Genomic DNA, 16,557 nt, shown 5'->3' with positions numbered 1-16,557 from the left:
AACCGGGCTACTTATTGCGGTGTTTCACCGCCGTTTGCGCTTGCGGGTGCCGAACATGCCGCGCAGCACCTCGCGCCCGAGCATGTTCGCCGCATCCAACGCGAAATCCATCAGCTCGCTGCTCTGCGTGCGCTCGGCAGGGCGCCGCGAGGAGGTCGAGTCCTGCGGTGTCGAATCCTTGCGGCGGGAGCGCGGGGCAGGTTCGGGCTCCGGGCCCTGCTGGTAGTCCGGCATCGGGAAGTCGCTGGCCGGCACCGTGGTGGGTTTGCCCAGGATGGACTCGGCGATGCGCCGGGCTTCCTCGTCGATGTCAGCGCTGGTCGCCGGCCCGCCCTGCGAGCTCGCGGACGCCGGCTCCGGGGTGCCGGGCTGGTTGGCGGGCTGCGCGGCAGGCTGCGCTTGGGCCGGTTGGGCGGCAGCGGGCTGCCCGGTGAGCATTTCATGGGCCGAATCGCGGTCCAGCGCGGTGGAGTACCTGGCCGCCAGAGCGGAAGCGGCGATGATGCCGGAGACCACCGAGGCGTCGGCCGGGCCGATGCGCGAGCCCGGGGAAGACAGCCGCGTCCACGCGGCGGGGGTCGGCACGCCCTTCTCGCCGAGCACCGTGATCACTGCCTCACCCACGCCTGCCTGGGTGAGCGCGGTCTTCAAGTCCAGTTCGCCGGCCGGGAAGGTGCCCATGACCTCCTTGAGCGCTTCGGCGTCCTTGGGAGTGAACACGCGCACCGCGTGCTGCACCCGGGTACCCAGCTGCGCCAGCACCTCGTCGGGCAGGTCGGCGGGGGACTGCGAGATGAAGAACAGGCCCACACCCTTGGAACGGATCAGCCGGACGGTGGAGATGACGGCCTCGGTGAAGGCCTTGGAGGCCCCCTTGAATAGCAGGTGCGCCTCGTCCAGGAAGAACACCAGCTTGGGTTTGTCCAGGTCCCCGGCTTCGGGCAGCTCGTCGAACAGGTCAGCGAGCAGCCACATGAGGAAGGTGGAGAACAGCAGCGGCTGGCGGTTCGGCGCGGGGAGCTCCAGCACGCTGATGATCCCGGTGCCCTCGCTGCGCAGCAGGTCTGCGGTGTCGAATTCGGGCTGCCCGAAAAACGGGTCCATGCCCTGGGCCTGCAGGATGGTCAGCCCGCGCAGGATCACCGAGGCGCTGGCTGGGGAGACCCCGCCCAGCGAGCGCAGGTCTTCCTTGCCTTCGGGACCGAGCAGGAATTCCAGCACCGACTTCAGGTCCTTGAGGTCATCCAGCGGCAGCTTGCGGGTGTCGGCGTAGTGGAACACCAGTTGCAGGACCTGCTCCTGGGTCTCGTTCAGCTCCAGCACGCGGGCCAGCAGGATGGGGCCGAAGGAGTCCACAGTGGCGCGCACCGGGATGCCGCCGGGGCCTTGGCCCAGGACCAGGAATTCGACCTTGTTGGACCGGGCGGTGAAGCGGTGCCCGATGCCGGCCAGGCGCTCGTCGAGCTTCGCGCTGGGTTCGGCCGGCTGGGCCAGGCCGCTGAGGTCGCCCTTGAGGTCGGCCAGGAACACCGGTACGCCGGCGACCGCCAGCTGCTCTGCCATCACCTGCAGGGTCACGGTCTTGCCGGTGCCGGTGGCTCCGGCGATCAGGCCGTGGCGGTTGAGCATCGACAGCGGTACGCGGACCTGTGCCTCGGGGCGCGCGGCCCCGTCGACGATCGCAGCGCCCAGCTCCAGGCAGTCGGTGGTGAAGGCGTACCCGTTGATCAGGTTTGTCAGCAGCGCGGATTCCATAGCCATAGCCTAATGCAGAAATTCCGCGGCTGGCATGGGAACCGGTGAGCCTCTAAAAGGGGTGCAGCAGACGCTGGACGAAGGCCTGGGTGCGCGGGTTCTGCGGCGCGGCGAGCACCTGGGAGGCGGGCCCGGTTTCCACCGCGACCCCGCCGTCCATGAACACCACGGTGTCCGCGACGTCCCGGGCGAAGGCCAGCTCGTGGGTCACCAGCACCATCGACCAGCCTTCCTGGGCCAGCTCCTTGATGACCACCAGCACCTCGCCGACCAGCTCCGGGTCCAGCGCGCTGGTCGGCTCGTCGAAGAGCAGCAGGTCGGGCTTGAGCATCAGCGCGCGCACGATGCCCACGCGCTGCTGCTGGCCGCCGGAGAGCGAATTCGGGTAGGCCTGGGCCTTGTCCGCCAGCCCGACGCGGGCCAGCAGCGCCGTGGCTTGCTCCATGACCTCGGCGCGCGGGCGCTTCTGCACCTCCAGCGGGCCGACGGTCACGTTCTGCAGCACGCTCAGGTGCGGGAAGAGATGGTGGCCCTGGAAAACCATGGCCGAGCGCTGGCGCAGGATCTGCGCCTGCTTCGGCTTGAAGCCCGCGCTGAAGGCGACCTCGGGGCCGCCGGCGAAGGCGACGGTGCAGGCATCCGGGATCTCCAGTCCGTTCAGGCAGCGTAGCGCGGTGGTCTTGCCGGATCCCGAGGGCCCGATCAACGCCACCACCTCGCCGGTGTGCACCGTGAAGTCGATGCCCTTGAGCACCTGGTTCGCCCCGAAGGACTTGTGCAGGCCGGTGACGGTCAGCAGGCTTGCGGCCTGGTTACTTGGCGACATGCTTTTCAAGCCTTCCTTCCAGTGAATTCTGCAGGGCGGAGAGCAGCAGGCAGATGACCCAGTAGATGCCGGCCGCGGTGCAGTACAGCAGCATGAATTCGAAGGTCACTGCGGTGATTTCCTGCGCCTTGCGGAACATCTCGCCGACCAGGATGATCGAGGCCAGCGAGGTGTCCTTGACCAGGGAGATGAACGAGTTGGATAGCGGCGGCACCGCGACGCGGGCGGCCTGGGGCAGGATGATGCGGTACAGCGTGCGGGTGCGTGACATGCCGACGGTGTAGCCTGCCTCCCACTGCCCGGCCGGGACCGAGAGGATTGCGGCGCGCAGGATCTCGGCGCAGTAGCCGCCGGTGTTCAGGCTGAACACGATGATGGCGCTGGGCCACGGGTCGATGGTCAGCCCGATCGAGGGCATGCCGTAGAAGATCACGAACAGCTGCACCAGCAGGGGAGTGCCGCGGATGATCGAGATGTAGACGCGGGCGACCGAGGAGAGCACCTTGCTGCCGCTGATCCGCATCAGCGCCATGAGCAGCGCCACGGCCAGGCCGATGGCGAAGCTGATGACGGCCAGCGGAATGCTGGCGGTGATCGCGGCCTGGGTCAGCGGCCAGAGCGAGTCGAGGAACAACTGCCAATTCGAGTCCATGGGTCACCTTTTGCGAAAAATGAAACCGGCTCCACGCGTGCTACGTGTGGAGCCAGTCTACTGGGAAGCCGGTCGCTACTTGCTGACGTCCTCGCCAAAGTATTTCTCGGAGATCTTCGCCAGTTCGCCGTCGGCGCGCAGGGAGTCCAGAGCCGTGTTGATGGCCTCCTGCAGGTCGGTGGCGTCCTTGCGCAGCGCGACGGCCGAATCGGTCTTGTCCTCGGCCTCGGCGGCGATCTTGATGCTGTCATCCGGGTGCGTCTTCTGCGCGTCCAGGAAGGTCAGCTTGTCGTTGACGGTGGCATCCACGCGGCCCTGCTTGAGCAGGGTGACCGCCTGGGCCCAGCCCTCCACCGGTTCCACGGTGGCGCCGGCGGCCTTCGCGGTCTCGTAGTAGTTGCTGGTCAGCGACTGCGCGGTCTTCTTGCCCTTGAGCGACTCGAAGGAGGTGATGTCCGTGTTGTCGCTCTTGGTGACGATCACGCCGGTGGAGACCGTGTAGGGCTCGGAGAACAGGTACTTGGCTTCGCGTTCGGGATTGATGGCGACCTGGTTGGCGATCACGTCGAAGCGCCCGGCGTCCAGCCCGGCGAAGATCGCATCCCACTGGGTCTGCTGGAACTTGACCTCGACACCCATCTTCTCGCCGACCGCCTTGATGACCTCCACGTCGTAGCCGGTCAGCTCGGAGCCCTCATTGTAGGAGAAGGGGCGATAGGTGCCTTCGGTGCCCACGGTCAGCACGCCGGCGTCCTTGACCTTCTGCAGCGCGGAGGCGCCCGCTTCATCGGGGGTGCCGCCGCTGTCCGGGGATCCGCCGCAGGCGCTCAGCGTCAGGGCAAGGGCGGCGGCGGTGGCCAGCAGGGGAGCGATGCGTTTCACGATGACCTCACAAGGATGCTAGGGAACGGATAACCGTACACAACGGCCGGCGGCCGCGGGCTATTCCCCGATCATAGACCCGGGTGCCGGGTCTTTTCCGTACCCAAGTCATGTAAAGAAATACGACGGTTCAGATGCCCAGCAGCAGCGCCAGCGCCATCATCAGCGGGATGGCGCAGATGGTGGTCATCAGCACGGTGTCCTTGGCGATCACGACCCCGTGCTCGTAGCGCGAGGCGGTGACGAAGATGTTCTGCGCGGTGGGAAGCCCGGCCATGATGACCGAGGCGACCAGCAGCTCGCCGCGCAGGTCGAACAGGTAGTAGGCCAGCACCCAGGCCAGCAGCGGATGGACCACCAGCTTGGCGACCGAGCCGATGAGCACGTCGGCCCGGCGGCCGGAAGCTTTCTCCAGCGGCTTGGAGCCAACCAGCGAGATGCCGAAGGCCAGCAGCATGGCGGGGATCGAGGCGCCGGCGATCAGGTTGACCGGTTCGAGCACGATCTGCGGGACCTGGACACCGGTCAGCGCGACGACCAGGCCCAGCAGCGAGCCGATGATCATCGGGTTCTTCGCGGTGGCCAGGACCATGGCCATGGGGGTCGTGCGGTGCTTGGAGGTGGTGGCGTCGAGCATCGCCAGGTTCACCGGCTGGTACAGGGCCAGCTGGAACAGGATGATCGGCGCCGCGTAGGACATGTCGCCGAGCACGTACAGCGCGATGGGAAGCCCCAGATTGGCGGAGTTCACCGTGGAGGCGGCCATGGCCGCGACGATCCGTTCCGAGGCAGGGCGCTTGAGCCAGCGGGCGGTGGCCAGATGGTAGACGACGGCGGTGAGCACCGCGGACAGGCCTGCCACCCAGAGCAGCGGGCCGAGCACGGCGACGGGGTCGGAATCGGCCAGGGTGGTGAACAGCAGCGCCGGGCTGGCGACGAAAAACGTGACGCGGTTGAGCACGTAGCGGGCCTGCTCCCCGAGCACCCCGGTGCGCCCCACCAGGTAGCCCACTGCGATGACCACCCAGATGATCGAGAAGCCTTCAAGAACTCCGGTCATGAAACTCCTCGCGGTGGAACAGAAAATTGCCGGGGCACCCATGGGTGTCCCGGCAATCTGTGCGAGCGGGCGACGGGAATCGAACCCGCGTATCGAGCTTGGGAAGCTAGCGCTCTACCATTGAGCTACGCCCGCATGCTCCGAGCGGCCTAATGACGGCCCGGGCGAAAAACAGCATATCGCACGATCAGGCTCCGGAAAAATCCGGGTCCCGCTGCGGTGGATTGCTAGGCTTCGGGATCCTGCTTGAGCATCTGCTCCTTGAGGATGTCCACGCCCTCGGCGGGAATCTCGAAGCTCAGCTCGTCGCCGGGGTTCACTACGAAACCGGTGCCCTGCAGCGCGCGCACGATCGTCGCGCCCTGCACCTTCACGCCGTAGCCTGCCTGGTCGATGTAGCTGGAGGGGATGCGCTCGACGGAGGTGAACACGGCGACCATCGGAGCGCCGGCCGGGTTGGTCAGCAGCAGCGGCTGGGCGTTCTTGTTCTCGCCGGTGACCTCCTCGCGGGAGAGGAAGAAGACCTCCGCGCTCATGAACGCGCTGAGCACCGAACCGGAAAGCTCCGGTTTGTTAAGCCCTGCCTGCAGCATCATTTCGAAGTGGGTTTTCGGCCGGGCCCGCTCCTTGTCCATCGGGGTTTCGATGATCATATCCGGGCGCTCGTTAGGATCTTGTCCGTCCAGCGGGGCGGAGGTGTTCTCGGTGCTCATACCCCAAGCATGTCGCGATCACCGCCCGGGCGCAAACGCCGAATAAGCCAAATCCGGTTACAAGGCCTAAACTGGATAGCGAGCACCCACCATAGATTCAAGGAACGAGCATGCCTGAATTTCGTTATGAGGATCTTCTGCCCATCGGCGAAGACACCACCGAATATCGCAAGATTTCCACCGAGGGCGTCGAGGTTGTCGCCGGTCCCGATGGCAAGAACTTCCTGAAGGTCGCCCCCGAAGCACTGGAGCTTCTGGCAGAGACCGCCCTGCACGACATCTCGCACTACCTGCGCCCGGCACACCTGCAGCAGCTGCGCAACATCCTCGACGACGAGGACGCCAGCCCGAACGACAAGTTCGTGGCGCTGGACCTGCTGAAGAACGCGAACATCGCCGCCGGCGGCATCCTGCCGATGTGCCAGGACACCGGCACCGCGATCGTGATGGGCAAGCGCGGCCAGCGTGTGCTCACCGAGGAGCAGGACGAGATCTCGCTCTCCCGCGGCATCTATGACGCCTACACCCGCCTGAACCTGCGCTACTCGCAGCTGGCCCCGATCACCACCTGGGAAGAGAAGGCCACTGGAAACAACCTCCCGGCCCAGATCGACCTGTACGCCAACACCAAGCCGGGCGCGGACACCAGCTACAAGTTCCTGTTCATGGCCAAGGGCGGCGGATCGGCCAACAAGTCCTTCCTGTACCAGGAGACCAAGGCGATCCTGAACGAGAACGCCATGCTGACCTTCCTTGATGAGAAGCTGCGCTCGCTGGGCACCGCCGCGTGCCCTCCGTACCACCTGTCCATCGTCATCGGCGGCACCAGCGCCGAAATGGCGCTGAAGACCGCCAAGTACGGTTCCGCCAAGTACCTGGACTCGCTGCCGACCGAGGGTGCCATGACCGGCCGCGGCTTCCGCGACACCGATCTGGAAGAGAAGGTCCTCGAGCTGACCCGCCACTTCGGCATCGGCGCGCAGTTCGGCGGCAAGTACTTCTGCCACGACGTGCGCGTGGTGCGCCTGCCGCGCCACGGCGCCTCGCTGCCGGTGGCCATCGCCGTGTCCTGCTCGGCCGACCGCCAGATGCTGGCGAAGATTACCGAAGAAGGCCTGTTCGTCGAGCAGCTGGAAACCGATCCGGCGCGCTTCATGCCGGACGAGTCCCACCCGGCCATCGCCGCCCACGACGACGAGACCTCGGGCGTCTCCGGCACCGGCGGCTCCTCGGTGGTCAAGATCGACCTGAACAAGCCGATGGACGAGATCCTGGCCGAGCTGACCAAGTTCCCGGTCAAGACCCGCCTGTCGCTGACCGGCCCGCTGGTCGTGGCCCGCGATATCGCGCACGCCAAGATCAAGGAACGCCTGGACGCCGGCGAAGAGATGCCGCAGTACCTGAAGGACCACCCGGTCTACTACGCAGGTCCTGCCAAGACCCCTGAGGGCATGGCTTCAGGCTCCTTCGGCCCGACCACCGCAGGCCGCATGGACTCCTACGTGGACCAGTTCCAGGCAGCCGGCGGCTCCATGGTGATGCTGGCCAAGGGCAACCGCTCGCAGCAGGTCACCGATGCGTGCGACACCCACGGCGGCTTCTATCTGGGCTCCATCGGCGGCCCTGCCGCCCGCCTGGCGCTTGACTGCATCAAGAAGGTCGACGTCATCGAGTACGAAGAACTCGGCATGGAAGCCATCTGGAAGATCGAGGTTGAGGACTTCCCGGCATTCATCGTCGTGGATGACAAGGGCAACGACTTTTTCGCCTCCACCATGAAGCCGACCTTCACCGGCATCCCGGTACGCTCCAAGTAGTCCCGGATAGCGCCGCTGACCGGCGCAAACACCTGCGCTCCGTCGCCGTTCCCCGCAGGGGAGCGGCGGCGGACAGTTTGTTTAACCGCGGATTTTCACAGCTGATGCACACCGGCCGGGTGTGCGAAAAGCCCCGGAATGCCCAGGAAGCGGGGGTAGACTCGGAGGAACCGATACGCAGGCATCGCCTGTCGCCTGCGGTGCACAGCGCATCCGGGCACCGCTTGGAGGCAACCGCATGAGTCGGCTTTTTGTCGTCAATGTCCTGCTTGGAATCCCCGGCATCATCTATTTCTGGATGCTGTACATGTACGTCAGCCAAGGGCCGATGATCTCCCTGGGCGCAGAGTCCCTCGCCTACAACGTGGAGGGCTACTTCTCGTCCAACCTCGTGCTCGGGCCGCCGCTGGCCATCGGAGCGATCGTCTGGATCCTGGTAAACGTGTATCTGGTGAGCCGCCGCAAGCGCAGCGGAGCCTGCCAGAACGCCACCGGCAAGACCGCGCACTGGCTCACAGCCTTGGGTTCGACCCTGGTGCCGCCGATGGTGCTGCTTTCGGTGGCGGCGATCTTCTAGCCGCTACTTGGTGAAGCCGAAGCTCCAGTCGCGGTAGGGCGGCAGGAAACGCAGCACCATGAGGTCGTCCTCGCGCAGCACGCCGGAGCCTTCGACCTTCTGGTTCTCCTTCTCGGAGGTTGGCTCGATGGGCGTGGACGGCACGGAGCCCGGTTCATCACTCGGCTTCGCCGCCGGGGTGGCTTGAGCCTGCATGGACGCGTCCTGCAGCATGCCGAAGTATTCCTCGAAGGTCTCGGCGCCGGATTCCTGCATGGCCTTGGCCTGCTCCTTGCCGATATAGCGCACATGCCACGGCTCGTACTTGTAGCCGGTGATCTCTTCCTTGCCCACCGGATAGCGCACGATCAGCCCGTAGTCGACCGCGTGCTCGGCGATCCACTGGCCTGCCGGGGTCTGCCCGAAGGCTTCCTTCAACTCGGCGCGGCTGTTGGTATAGCCGAGATCGGCGGCCAAGCCCAGCTGGTGCTCGCTGGTTCCCGGACGGGCAGAGATGCGCTCAGCGTACTCGGTGCCGTACTGCGCCTGGTACTTGTTGAACAGGGAGGCTTGGCGCTGGTAGGAGCGGAAGGCACTGAGTACCTTGATGCTGTGGCCCGCGGCGCGGGCGTCTGCGACCAATTCCTCCACCGCGTCGGCGGCCGGCTTGCGCAGCTGGAAGGAGGTCCCGGATAGGGTGACCAGGTCCTTCGGGGTGTAGTCCTCGGGGGAGAGCTTGGTGCTCGGGTTGATCAGCGCCAGCAGGCTCGACGCAGAAGTCAGCTCCGAGGCCTCGACGGCCGGAATCTCCTCGGGCGCGGCAACGGCGGCCGTGCCGGAGAACACGAGCGTTCCGACGAGTACGGAGCTGGTCAGGGCGGAAGCCAAGCGCATGAATGGAAATCCCTCGGTGGTGCGGTGGGGACACTGCGTCCCGCTCCCAGAATATCCGGATTTTCTGGACAGCACATGAGAATCCGCCCACTTCGAAACCTCCGGAAGCGCGAATCGCGCGTACATATAGGGGTGCGGTATTCACCGTTGCGCCGCAGACACGATAAATTTAAAGGCGTGTTGTATTCAGATGGTGATATTCGCAGAGAAATTGAGTCCGGAGAGATCGGCCTGGAGCCGTTTAATGCCGAGATGATCCAGCCCGCATCGGTGGACGTTCGAATCGACCGGTTCTTCCGGCTGTTCGACAACCACAAGTACGCGCACATCGACCCGGCCCAGGACCAGAGCGAATTGACCCGTCTGGTCGAGGTCGATCCCGAGGAACCGTTCATCCTGCATCCGGGAGAGTTCGTGCTCGGCTCCACCTATGAAGTGGTCACCCTGGGCAACTCCATCGCCGCGCGCCTGGAGGGCAAGAGCTCCCTGGGGCGCCTGGGCCTGCTGACCCACTCGACCGCCGGCTTCATCGACCCTGGCTTCTCCGGCCACGTAACCCTGGAGCTGTCGAACATGGCCACCTTGCCGATCAAGCTGTGGCCCGGCTCCAAGATCGGCCAGCTGTGCTTCTTCAAGCTGACCTCGGAAACCGAGAACCCCTACGGTTCGGGCCGCTACGGCAACCGCTACCAGGGCCAGCGCGGCCCGACGGCCTCACGCAGCCACCTGAACTTCCACCGCACCATCATCGAGAACTAGCACCCTCGCGAATCGCTTCGCCTCGTCCCGGCAGCCCGAACGGCTGCCGGGACGAGGCGCTTAAGCAGAGGCTTCGTTGGAGGACTTCTTCGGCGCGCGGATCGGAAGCAGCAGGGCCAAGCCGACCGCCAAGACCATCAGGATGCCCAGAATGCCGTAGCGCTGGGCCTCGCCGGCTGCCACCAACGGGGTGGCAATCGCAATCGCGGCGCCGAACAATGCCGGAGCCAGGAAGGACACCGCGCGGCCGGTGGTCGCGTACAGCCCGAACATCTCGCCCTCGCGGCCGGCGGGAATGAGCCGGGCCAAGTAGGAGCGGGCGGCGGCCTGGGCCGGGCCGACGAATAGGCACAGCAGCAGGCCGAAGATCCAGAATCCGGTGGCGGCGGGGGAGAAAAACACCCCGGCCCCGGCCAGCAGCAGGCCGACCAGGGAGCCGGTGATCACGGCTTTGGGGCCGAGTACGTCGTCAAGCCGTCCGCCGATGATCGCGCCGACCGCAGCCACCACGTTGCCCACGATGGCGAAGATGATGACCTCGCTCAATGCGAACCCGAAGGTGCCGGCGGCGATGACGCCGCCGAAGGTGAAGATCGCCGCCAGGCCGTCGCGGAACACCGCGGAGGAGAGCAGGAAGAAGATCAGGTTCTTGTCCTCGCGCCACAGGCTTGCGATGCGCCGGAACAGCACCGCGTAGGAGCTACGCAGCGGGATCTTCTCGCTCATCGCGGCGGGGGATTCGGGGATGATGAAGAACAGCGGCAGCGCGAACACCAGGCACCACAGCGCGGAGAACACCGCGACCAGCCGCAGGTTCAGCGAGTTCTCCGTGGAGGCTCCGGGCCATTGGAAGATCGGATCCACGAAGCCGAAGAGCACCAGGGCCAGCGCCAGGATGCCGCCCACGTAGCCCATGCCCCAGCCGAAGCCCGAGACCTTGCCGACCGTGGCGGGGGTGGAGATCTGGTTGAGCACCGCGTTGTAGTTCACCCCGGCGAACTCGCTGGCCACCGACATCGCCGCGATCAGCAGCGCGCCGAACCACAGGAAACCGGGATCGGGGTAGACGAAGAAGCCGGCGGCGCAGATGAGCACCAGCGCGATGGTGTTGACCATGATCCACAGCTTGCGGCGCCCGGCGGCGTCGGCGCGCATGCCGGTGACCGGTACCAGCAGGGCGATGAGTACCCCGCCGATGGCCAGCGCCTGCGAGAGCACGAGCGAAGCATGGTCCTTGTCGCCGAAAAGTTCGCTGGTCAGGTACACAGTGAACACGAAGGTGATCATCACCGCGTTGATCGCGGCCTGGCCCCAGTCCCAGCTGGCCCACGCCCAGGTGTACTTGGTCAGCCATTTCTCTGCTGGAGGAACCGGCTGCGTTCGCTGATTGAAACTCATGCTCGCATAGTACCCGTTTGCGGTAATCAGCAGATGAATTTGAGAGAAGCGGCGGAGGGCTGGCGTAGGGCCGGGCGCGATAGATGTGCCGTCCGAACCGCCGAGATGACGGCATGGAAACGCTCTGACATGAAGGAAGTCTGAGCCCAGACTGATAAAATTACAAGTGCCGGCTATTTTTGGTCGTCGAACTCTGCCCCATTTCCAGTCGACAGAGGAGACGCGTGCTCATCATTCTCAGTGCACTGTTTGCCACAGCACTGCTGTGCCCACTGCTTTTCCGGGTGCTGAAGCGCAACGCGTTCTACGTCGTCGCGACGGTTCCTGCCGCGGGATTCATCTGGCTGCTCACCAAGCTGCCCGCCGTGCTGGCCTCCGACCAGTCGCTGGCCTCCGGGGCCCCGAACGCCCCGCCCTCGATCCGCATCGACTGGATCCCCGGGCTGAACATCGGGCTGAACTTCCGCATGGACACCCTGTCCGCCACGATCCTGCTGCTGATCCTGGGCGTCGGCGCGCTGGTGCTGTTCTACTGCGCGCGCTACTTCAAGAACGACGACCCGCAGATCGGCGGCTTCGCAGCCAAGATGGTCGCGTTCGCCGGCGCCATGACCGGTTTGGTGACCGCAGATGACGTGATCATCATGTTCATCTTCTGGGAAATCACCAGCGTGCTGTCCTACCTGCTGATCGGCTTCAGCCAGGCCCTGATCACCGCGCGCCGCTCGGCCATGAACGCGCTGATCATTACGACCTTCGGCGGCCTGGTGATGCTCGCCGGCATCCTGATGCTGGGCACCAAGGCCGGCAGCTACCAGCTGTCCGAGATCATCGCAGCCTCCGGCGAACTGGTCGCGCTGGGAACCTACACCGACGTGGCAGTGGCGCTGATCATCGTCGGCGCGCTGTCCAAGTCCGCACTGGTGCCCTTCCACTTCTGGCTTCCCGGGGCGATGGCGGCGCCCACCCCGGTCTCCGCCTACCTGCACGCCGCCGCGATGGTCAAGGCAGGCGTCTACCTGATCGCCCGACTGGCTCCCGGATTCGCCGAGACCGGCCTGTGGGTGCCGATGACCGTCGGCATCGGCCTGCTCACCATGCTCATCGGCGGGTTCCGCGCGCTGAAGCAGTACGACCTGAAGCTGATCCTGGCTTTCGGCACCGTCTCCCAGCTGGGTTTCATCATCGCCGTCTTCGGCCTGGGCACCCCGGACGCCGCCTTCGCGGCGCTGGCGCTGACCCTGGCCCACGGCCTGTTCAAGGCCACCTTGTTCCTGTCGGTGGGCATCATCGACCACAACACCGGTACCCGCGACATCCGCAAGCTCACCGGGCTGCGCCATGCGATGCCGATCCTGACCACCGCGGCCGGCATCGCCGCGGCCTCCATGGCGGGGCTGCCGCTGCTGCTCGGCTTCGTGGCCAAGGAAGCTGTCTACGAATCGGCGCTGCACCTGGACACCGGGTGGGGCCCGTACGCGCTGATCGGCATGGTGCTGGGCGCCGCGCTGACCATGGCCTACTCCTTGCGTTTCTTCTTCGGCGCGTTCGGCGTGAAGAAGTACAAGGTCGACCCGCTGGTCTGTAAGCCGCCGACGCTGATCTTCCTGACCCCGCTGCTGGTGCTGAGCACCCTGACCCTGGTGTTCGGGCTGTTCCCGTACCCGGTGGAGCTGCTCTCCAAGCACTGGTCCGCGCTGCAGGGCGGGGCCCCGGACATGCACCTGGCGGCCTTCGCCGGGTTCAACGCGGCCCTGGGCCTGAGCGCGATCTCGGTGGGGCTTGGCCTTTTCTTCTACTGGATCCGCCGGCGCACCGATACCGGCGCGCCGTTGCGCCGCATGGTCACCTCCGCCGAGGAGCTGTACCGCATGTCGGTGAACGTGCTGGACATGGCGGCCATCTGGATCACCGGCCGTACCCAGCGCGGTTCGCTGTCCTTCTACCTGGGCGTGATCCTGTCAGTGGTGCTGGTCCTGCCGCTGGGCATCGCGCTGGCGGTGGAAACCCCGTGGCCGACCAACTGGGTCATTGCCGACCACCCGGCGCAGCTGATCATCGGGGCGATCATCATCGCCGGCTGCGTGATCGCGATCGCCGCGCCCAAGCGCTTCATGGCGGTGCTGATGGTCTCCGTGACCGGCTACGGCATGGTCGCGATCTTCGCCCTGCAGGGCGCCCCGGACCTGGCGCTGACCCAGCTGCTGGTGGAAACCATCGTGCTGGTCTCCTTCGTGCTGGCGCTGCGCGCGCTGCCCAAGCGCCTGTGGGTCGGGCTGACCCGCATCAAGTGGGGCCGCGCGATCCTGGCGATCGCGCTGTCGATCATGGTCGTGTACATCGCGATCGCGATGATGGCAGCCCGCGGGCAGGCGCCGATCTCCCTGGAATGGCCGGAACTTGCCTATTACGAGGGCTTCGGCAAGAACGTCGTGAACGTGGCGCTGGTGGACATGCGCGTGTGGGACACCTTTGGGGAAATCACCGTGCTGGCCGCCGCGGCCACCGGCGTGGCCTCGCTGATCTTCGCCGGCCGCGGCTTCGGCCGAAGGGTGCGCGCCCACCAGGTGGCCCCGGGCAGCATCGACTCCGGCTCCGAGGCCATGGGCTCCCAGGCGGAGAAGGAGGTCGAGCTGCGCATCGCCCGGCGCTTCGCCGCCAGTTCCAACCAGGACTGGCTGATGGCCGGCAACACCCTGGTGGCCGAACGCCGCTCGATCATCTTCGAAGTGGTCACCCGCCTGATGTTCCACTCGGTGCTGATCATGTCCGTTTACACGCTGCTGGCCGGGCACAACACCCCCGGCGGCGGGTTCGCCGGCGGCCTGATCGCCGGCCTGGCGCTGACCATCCGCTACCTGGCCGGCGGGCGCATCGAGCTGTCCGAGTCAATGCGCATCGCCCCGGGCATGCTGATCGGCGGCGGCATCGCGCTGGCCGGGCTGTCCGGGATTATGCCGCTGTTCGCGGGGGACGAGATCTTCACGACCTACGCGTGGGAGTTCTGGCTTCCGGTCTTCGGCGAGCACAAGTTCGTGACCTCCACGATCTTCGACATCGGCGTGTACCTGGTGGTGCTCGGCCTGGTGCAGGACGTGCTGCGCTCGCTGGGCAGCGAGATCGACCTGCTCTCCGAGGGCCGCAGCCCCATCGAACAGCATGACCCAATCCAAGCGTCGCAGACGGGAGTCGGCCGATGAGCGTGAACATCACTTTCCTGGTCATCACCGGGGTGCTGCTGGCCACCGGGTTCTACCTGGTGCTCGAACGCACCCTGACCCGCGTGCTGCTGGGCATCATGCTGCTGGGCAACGGGGTGAACCTGCTGATCCTGACGGCCGGCGGGCGCAAGGGCGCGGCGCCGCTGTTCAAGCCCGACCTGCCCGCGGACCAGTACTCCGACCCGCTGCCGCAGGCGCTGATCCTGACCGCGATCGTGATCACCTTCGCGGTGACCGCGTTCCTGCTCGCGATGATCTACCGCTCCTGGACGCTGACCAGCGCCGACGTGCTGGCCGACGACACCGAAGACATCAAGGTGTCGCAGTCCACCGCCTATGACGAAGAGGAAGATTCGCCGGTGGCCGAGGACACGACCGAGTTCGTTGACGAAGAAGGCCGACCGATTCGCGAGGGGGAAGAGTGAATTTCCTGGATCTTGCTCCGCTGGCGGTGGTGCTGCCGATCTTCGGCGCCGGCGCCGCCTTCCTGGTCCGCCGCCGCATCAAGCTGCAGCGCCTGATCACCATCGGCATCCTGTGCGTGACCCTGCTCCTGGAAGCCGGCATGCTGGCCGCCGTGTGGGGCGGGGAGAGCTACGCGGTGCATATCGGCGGCTGGCAGTCGCCGTGGGGCATCTCGCTGATGGTCGACGGCTTCAGCGCCTTCATGCTGCTGATCTCCACCCTGGTGTCGCTGGCGGTGCTGTTCTACGCGACCAGCCAGGGCCTGGCCGACGGGGACGAACCCGGGCCGGTGTCGGTGTTCCACCCGGCCTACCTGATCCTGCTGGCCGGCGTGTCCAACGCGTTCCTGGCAGCTGACCTGTTCAACCTGTATGTCGGCTTCGAGATCCTGCTGACCGCCAGCTACGTGCTGCTGACCCTGGGCGCCACTGCCGAGCGCATCCGCGCGGGCACCACCTATGTGGTGGTCTCCGTGGTCTCCTCGGTGATCTTCCTGATGGGCATCGCGATGACCTACGCGGCGACCGGCACCGTGAACATGGCGGACCTGGCAGTGAAGCTGCCGCAGCTTGACCAGGGACCGCAGCTGATCCTGCATGTGCTGCTGCTGATCGCCTTCGGCATCAAGGCGGCGGTCTTCCCGCTGTCGCTGTGGCTTCCGGACTCCTATCCGACGGCCCCGGCCCCGGTGACCGCGGTGTTCGCCGGCCTGCTGACCAAGGTGGGGGTGTACGCGATCGTGCGCACCGAGACGCTGCTGTTCCCGGGAGGCGCGGTGAACGCCGGACTGCTAGTGGTCGCGGCGCTGACCATGGTCATCGGTATCCTCGGCGCGATCGCGCAGACCGACTTCAAGCGTATGCTGTCCTTCACGCTGACCAGCCACATCGGCTACCTGATCTTCGGCGTGGCCGTGGGCGGCGAGCTGGCCATCGCGGCGACCATCTACTACGTCGGCCACCACATCATCGTGCAGACCTCGCTGTTCATGGTGGCGGGGCTGATCGAGCGCCGCGCCGGCAGCGCGAACGTGACCCGGCTGGGATCGCTGGCCAAGCTGTCCCCGGCGCTGTCGCTGCTGTTCTTCATCCCGGCCATCAACTTGGGCGGCATCCCGCCGTTCTCCGGCTTCCTGGGAAAGTTCGGACTGCTGCATGCGGCCGCGCAGGATGCAGACGCGTTGACCTGGGTGGTCATCGCCGCCGGCCTGCTGACCAGCCTGCTGACCCTGCTGGCGATCATCCGCGTGTGGGCCCGCATGTTCTGGCGCCGCGCGGCGGACGCCGAGATCCCCAACCCGGACCTGGTGGACGAGGCGGCGAAGGTCGCGGACCAGACCGCCGCCGGCGGCGCCCAGGCGCCGCACCTGGGCCTGAAGCTGGCCCGCGAACTCGAATCCGAGGCGCTGCCCTGGGGCATGCGCTACGCCACCGGCTCGCTGGTGGTGGCGGGCATCGCGCTGACGGTGTTCGCCGGGCCGATCTTCGAGTTCTGCCAGCGAGTGGCGGCGCAGCTGATCGCCCACGAACCGTACATCAACGCCATCCTGAGTTACTGAG

General features: G+C 66.1%; 14 protein-coding genes and 1 tRNA gene. 6 read left to right on the top strand and 9 right to left on the bottom strand.

Annotated elements, in window-relative coordinates; translation table 11 throughout:
- Positions 1–24 precede the first annotated feature (24 nt).
- The 7 genes from C1H84_RS12145 to C1H84_RS12115 all read right to left on the bottom strand — a co-directional run bounded on the left by C1H84_RS12145 (position 25) and on the right by C1H84_RS12115 (position 5,888).
- Positions 25–1,761, bottom strand: a complete 1,737-nt coding sequence (locus C1H84_RS12145) for a helicase HerA-like domain-containing protein (protein ID WP_113607520.1) — start codon at positions 1,759–1,761, stop codon at positions 25–27.
- A 46-nt stretch (positions 1,762–1,807) separates the two neighbouring features.
- Entirely contained in the window at positions 1,808–2,581 is a 774-nt protein-coding gene (locus C1H84_RS12140) for an amino acid ABC transporter ATP-binding protein (protein WP_113607519.1), read from the bottom strand.
- Positions 2,568–3,233 (bottom strand): amino acid ABC transporter permease, encoded by a 666-nt coding sequence (locus tag C1H84_RS12135; RefSeq protein WP_047119895.1) that lies wholly within the window; start codon positions 3,231–3,233, stop codon positions 2,568–2,570. Before C1H84_RS12135 ends, C1H84_RS12140 begins: the two co-directional genes overlap by 14 nt.
- A gap of 75 nt (positions 3,234–3,308) precedes the next feature.
- Positions 3,309–4,115 carry an amino acid ABC transporter substrate-binding protein gene (locus tag C1H84_RS12130; protein ID WP_047119894.1) on the bottom strand — a complete coding sequence of 269 codons (807 nt, stop codon included), beginning with the start codon at positions 4,113–4,115 and terminating at the stop codon, positions 3,309–3,311.
- Positions 4,116–4,245: 130 nt separating this feature from the next.
- Entirely contained in the window at positions 4,246–5,175 is a 930-nt protein-coding gene (locus C1H84_RS12125) for an AEC family transporter (protein ID WP_047119893.1), read from the bottom strand.
- A 64-nt stretch (positions 5,176–5,239) separates the two neighbouring features.
- Positions 5,240–5,310: transfer RNA gene (locus tag C1H84_RS12120), tRNA-Gly, on the bottom strand.
- A 92-nt stretch (positions 5,311–5,402) separates the two neighbouring features.
- Positions 5,403–5,888: an SseB family protein gene (locus tag C1H84_RS12115; RefSeq protein WP_047119892.1), complete on the bottom strand. Its 486-nt coding sequence runs from the start codon at positions 5,886–5,888 to the stop codon at positions 5,403–5,405.
- Positions 5,889–5,998: 110 nt separating this feature from the next.
- Here C1H84_RS12115 and C1H84_RS12110 point away from each other — a divergent pair, with 110 nt between their 5' ends.
- Positions 5,999–7,705: a fumarate hydratase gene (locus tag C1H84_RS12110; RefSeq protein ID WP_113607518.1), complete on the top strand. Its 1,707-nt coding sequence runs from the start codon at positions 5,999–6,001 to the stop codon at positions 7,703–7,705.
- A gap of 238 nt (positions 7,706–7,943) precedes the next feature.
- On the top strand, positions 7,944–8,282 hold the full coding sequence (locus tag C1H84_RS12105; protein WP_113607517.1) for a hypothetical protein: 339 nt from the start codon (positions 7,944–7,946) through the stop codon (positions 8,280–8,282).
- A 3-nt stretch (positions 8,283–8,285) separates the two neighbouring features.
- Here the strand turns inward: C1H84_RS12105 and C1H84_RS12100 are convergent, their stop codons facing one another.
- Positions 8,286–9,155, bottom strand: a complete 870-nt coding sequence (locus C1H84_RS12100; protein WP_181728121.1) for a M15 family metallopeptidase — start codon at positions 9,153–9,155, stop codon at positions 8,286–8,288.
- A 177-nt stretch (positions 9,156–9,332) separates the two neighbouring features.
- Here C1H84_RS12100 and dcd point away from each other — a divergent pair, with 177 nt between their 5' ends.
- Positions 9,333–9,914, top strand: coding sequence for a dCTP deaminase (gene dcd / locus C1H84_RS12095; RefSeq protein ID WP_047119889.1), 582 nt, complete (start codon positions 9,333–9,335; stop codon positions 9,912–9,914).
- 60 nt (positions 9,915–9,974) lie between these two features.
- Here the strand turns inward: dcd and C1H84_RS12090 are convergent, their stop codons facing one another.
- Entirely contained in the window at positions 9,975–11,312 is a 1,338-nt protein-coding gene (locus tag C1H84_RS12090; RefSeq protein ID WP_113607515.1) for an MFS transporter, read from the bottom strand.
- Positions 11,313–11,536: 224 nt separating this feature from the next.
- Here C1H84_RS12090 and C1H84_RS12085 point away from each other — a divergent pair, with 224 nt between their 5' ends.
- From C1H84_RS12085 to C1H84_RS12075, 3 genes are read left to right on the top strand one after another with little or no spacing between them, the layout of a single operon-like run.
- Positions 11,537–14,512: a Na+/H+ antiporter subunit A gene (locus C1H84_RS12085; protein ID WP_113607514.1), complete on the top strand. Its 2,976-nt coding sequence runs from the start codon at positions 11,537–11,539 to the stop codon at positions 14,510–14,512.
- A complete protein-coding gene (locus C1H84_RS12080; RefSeq protein WP_047119886.1) occupies positions 14,509–14,958 on the top strand; it encodes a Na(+)/H(+) antiporter subunit C in 450 nt (149 codons plus the stop codon). The genes C1H84_RS12085 and C1H84_RS12080 overlap by 4 nt, the downstream gene beginning before the upstream one ends.
- Positions 14,955–16,556 carry a Na+/H+ antiporter subunit D gene (locus tag C1H84_RS12075; protein WP_047119885.1) on the top strand — a complete coding sequence of 534 codons (1,602 nt, stop codon included), beginning with the start codon at positions 14,955–14,957 and terminating at the stop codon, positions 16,554–16,556. Before C1H84_RS12080 ends, C1H84_RS12075 begins: the two co-directional genes overlap by 4 nt.
- Position 16,557: the final 1 nt, after the last annotated feature.

Source organism: Glutamicibacter soli, assembly GCF_003309065.1.
GTDB lineage: Bacteria > Actinomycetota > Actinomycetes > Actinomycetales > Micrococcaceae > Glutamicibacter > Glutamicibacter soli.
Note: the sequence above shows the minus strand (reverse complement) of the source record. Positions and strands in the feature narration are given on the sequence as shown.

What these genes read in the sequence shown, in the direction of transcription:
- C1H84_RS12145 (WP_113607520.1), bottom strand. Translation starts at nt 1,761, where the DNA reads ATGGCTATGGAATCCGCGCTGCTGACAAACCTGATCAACGGGTACGCC.
- C1H84_RS12140 (WP_113607519.1), bottom strand. Translation starts at nt 2,581, where the DNA reads ATGTCGCCAAGTAACCAGGCCGCAAGCCTGCTGACCGTCACCGGCCTG.
- C1H84_RS12135 (WP_047119895.1), bottom strand. Translation starts at nt 3,233, where the DNA reads ATGGACTCGAATTGGCAGTTGTTCCTCGACTCGCTCTGGCCGCTGACC.
- C1H84_RS12125 (WP_047119893.1), bottom strand. Translation starts at nt 5,175, where the DNA reads ATGACCGGAGTTCTTGAAGGCTTCTCGATCATCTGGGTGGTCATCGCA.
- C1H84_RS12115 (WP_047119892.1), bottom strand. Translation starts at nt 5,888, where the DNA reads ATGAGCACCGAGAACACCTCCGCCCCGCTGGACGGACAAGATCCTAAC.
- C1H84_RS12110 (WP_113607518.1), top strand. Translation starts at nt 5,999, where the DNA reads ATGCCTGAATTTCGTTATGAGGATCTTCTGCCCATCGGCGAAGACACC.
- C1H84_RS12105 (WP_113607517.1), top strand. Translation starts at nt 7,944, where the DNA reads ATGAGTCGGCTTTTTGTCGTCAATGTCCTGCTTGGAATCCCCGGCATC.
- C1H84_RS12100 (WP_181728121.1), bottom strand. Translation starts at nt 9,155, where the DNA reads ATGCGCTTGGCTTCCGCCCTGACCAGCTCCGTACTCGTCGGAACGCTC.
- C1H84_RS12090 (WP_113607515.1), bottom strand. Translation starts at nt 11,312, where the DNA reads ATGAGTTTCAATCAGCGAACGCAGCCGGTTCCTCCAGCAGAGAAATGG.
- C1H84_RS12080 (WP_047119886.1), top strand. Translation starts at nt 14,509, where the DNA reads ATGAGCGTGAACATCACTTTCCTGGTCATCACCGGGGTGCTGCTGGCC.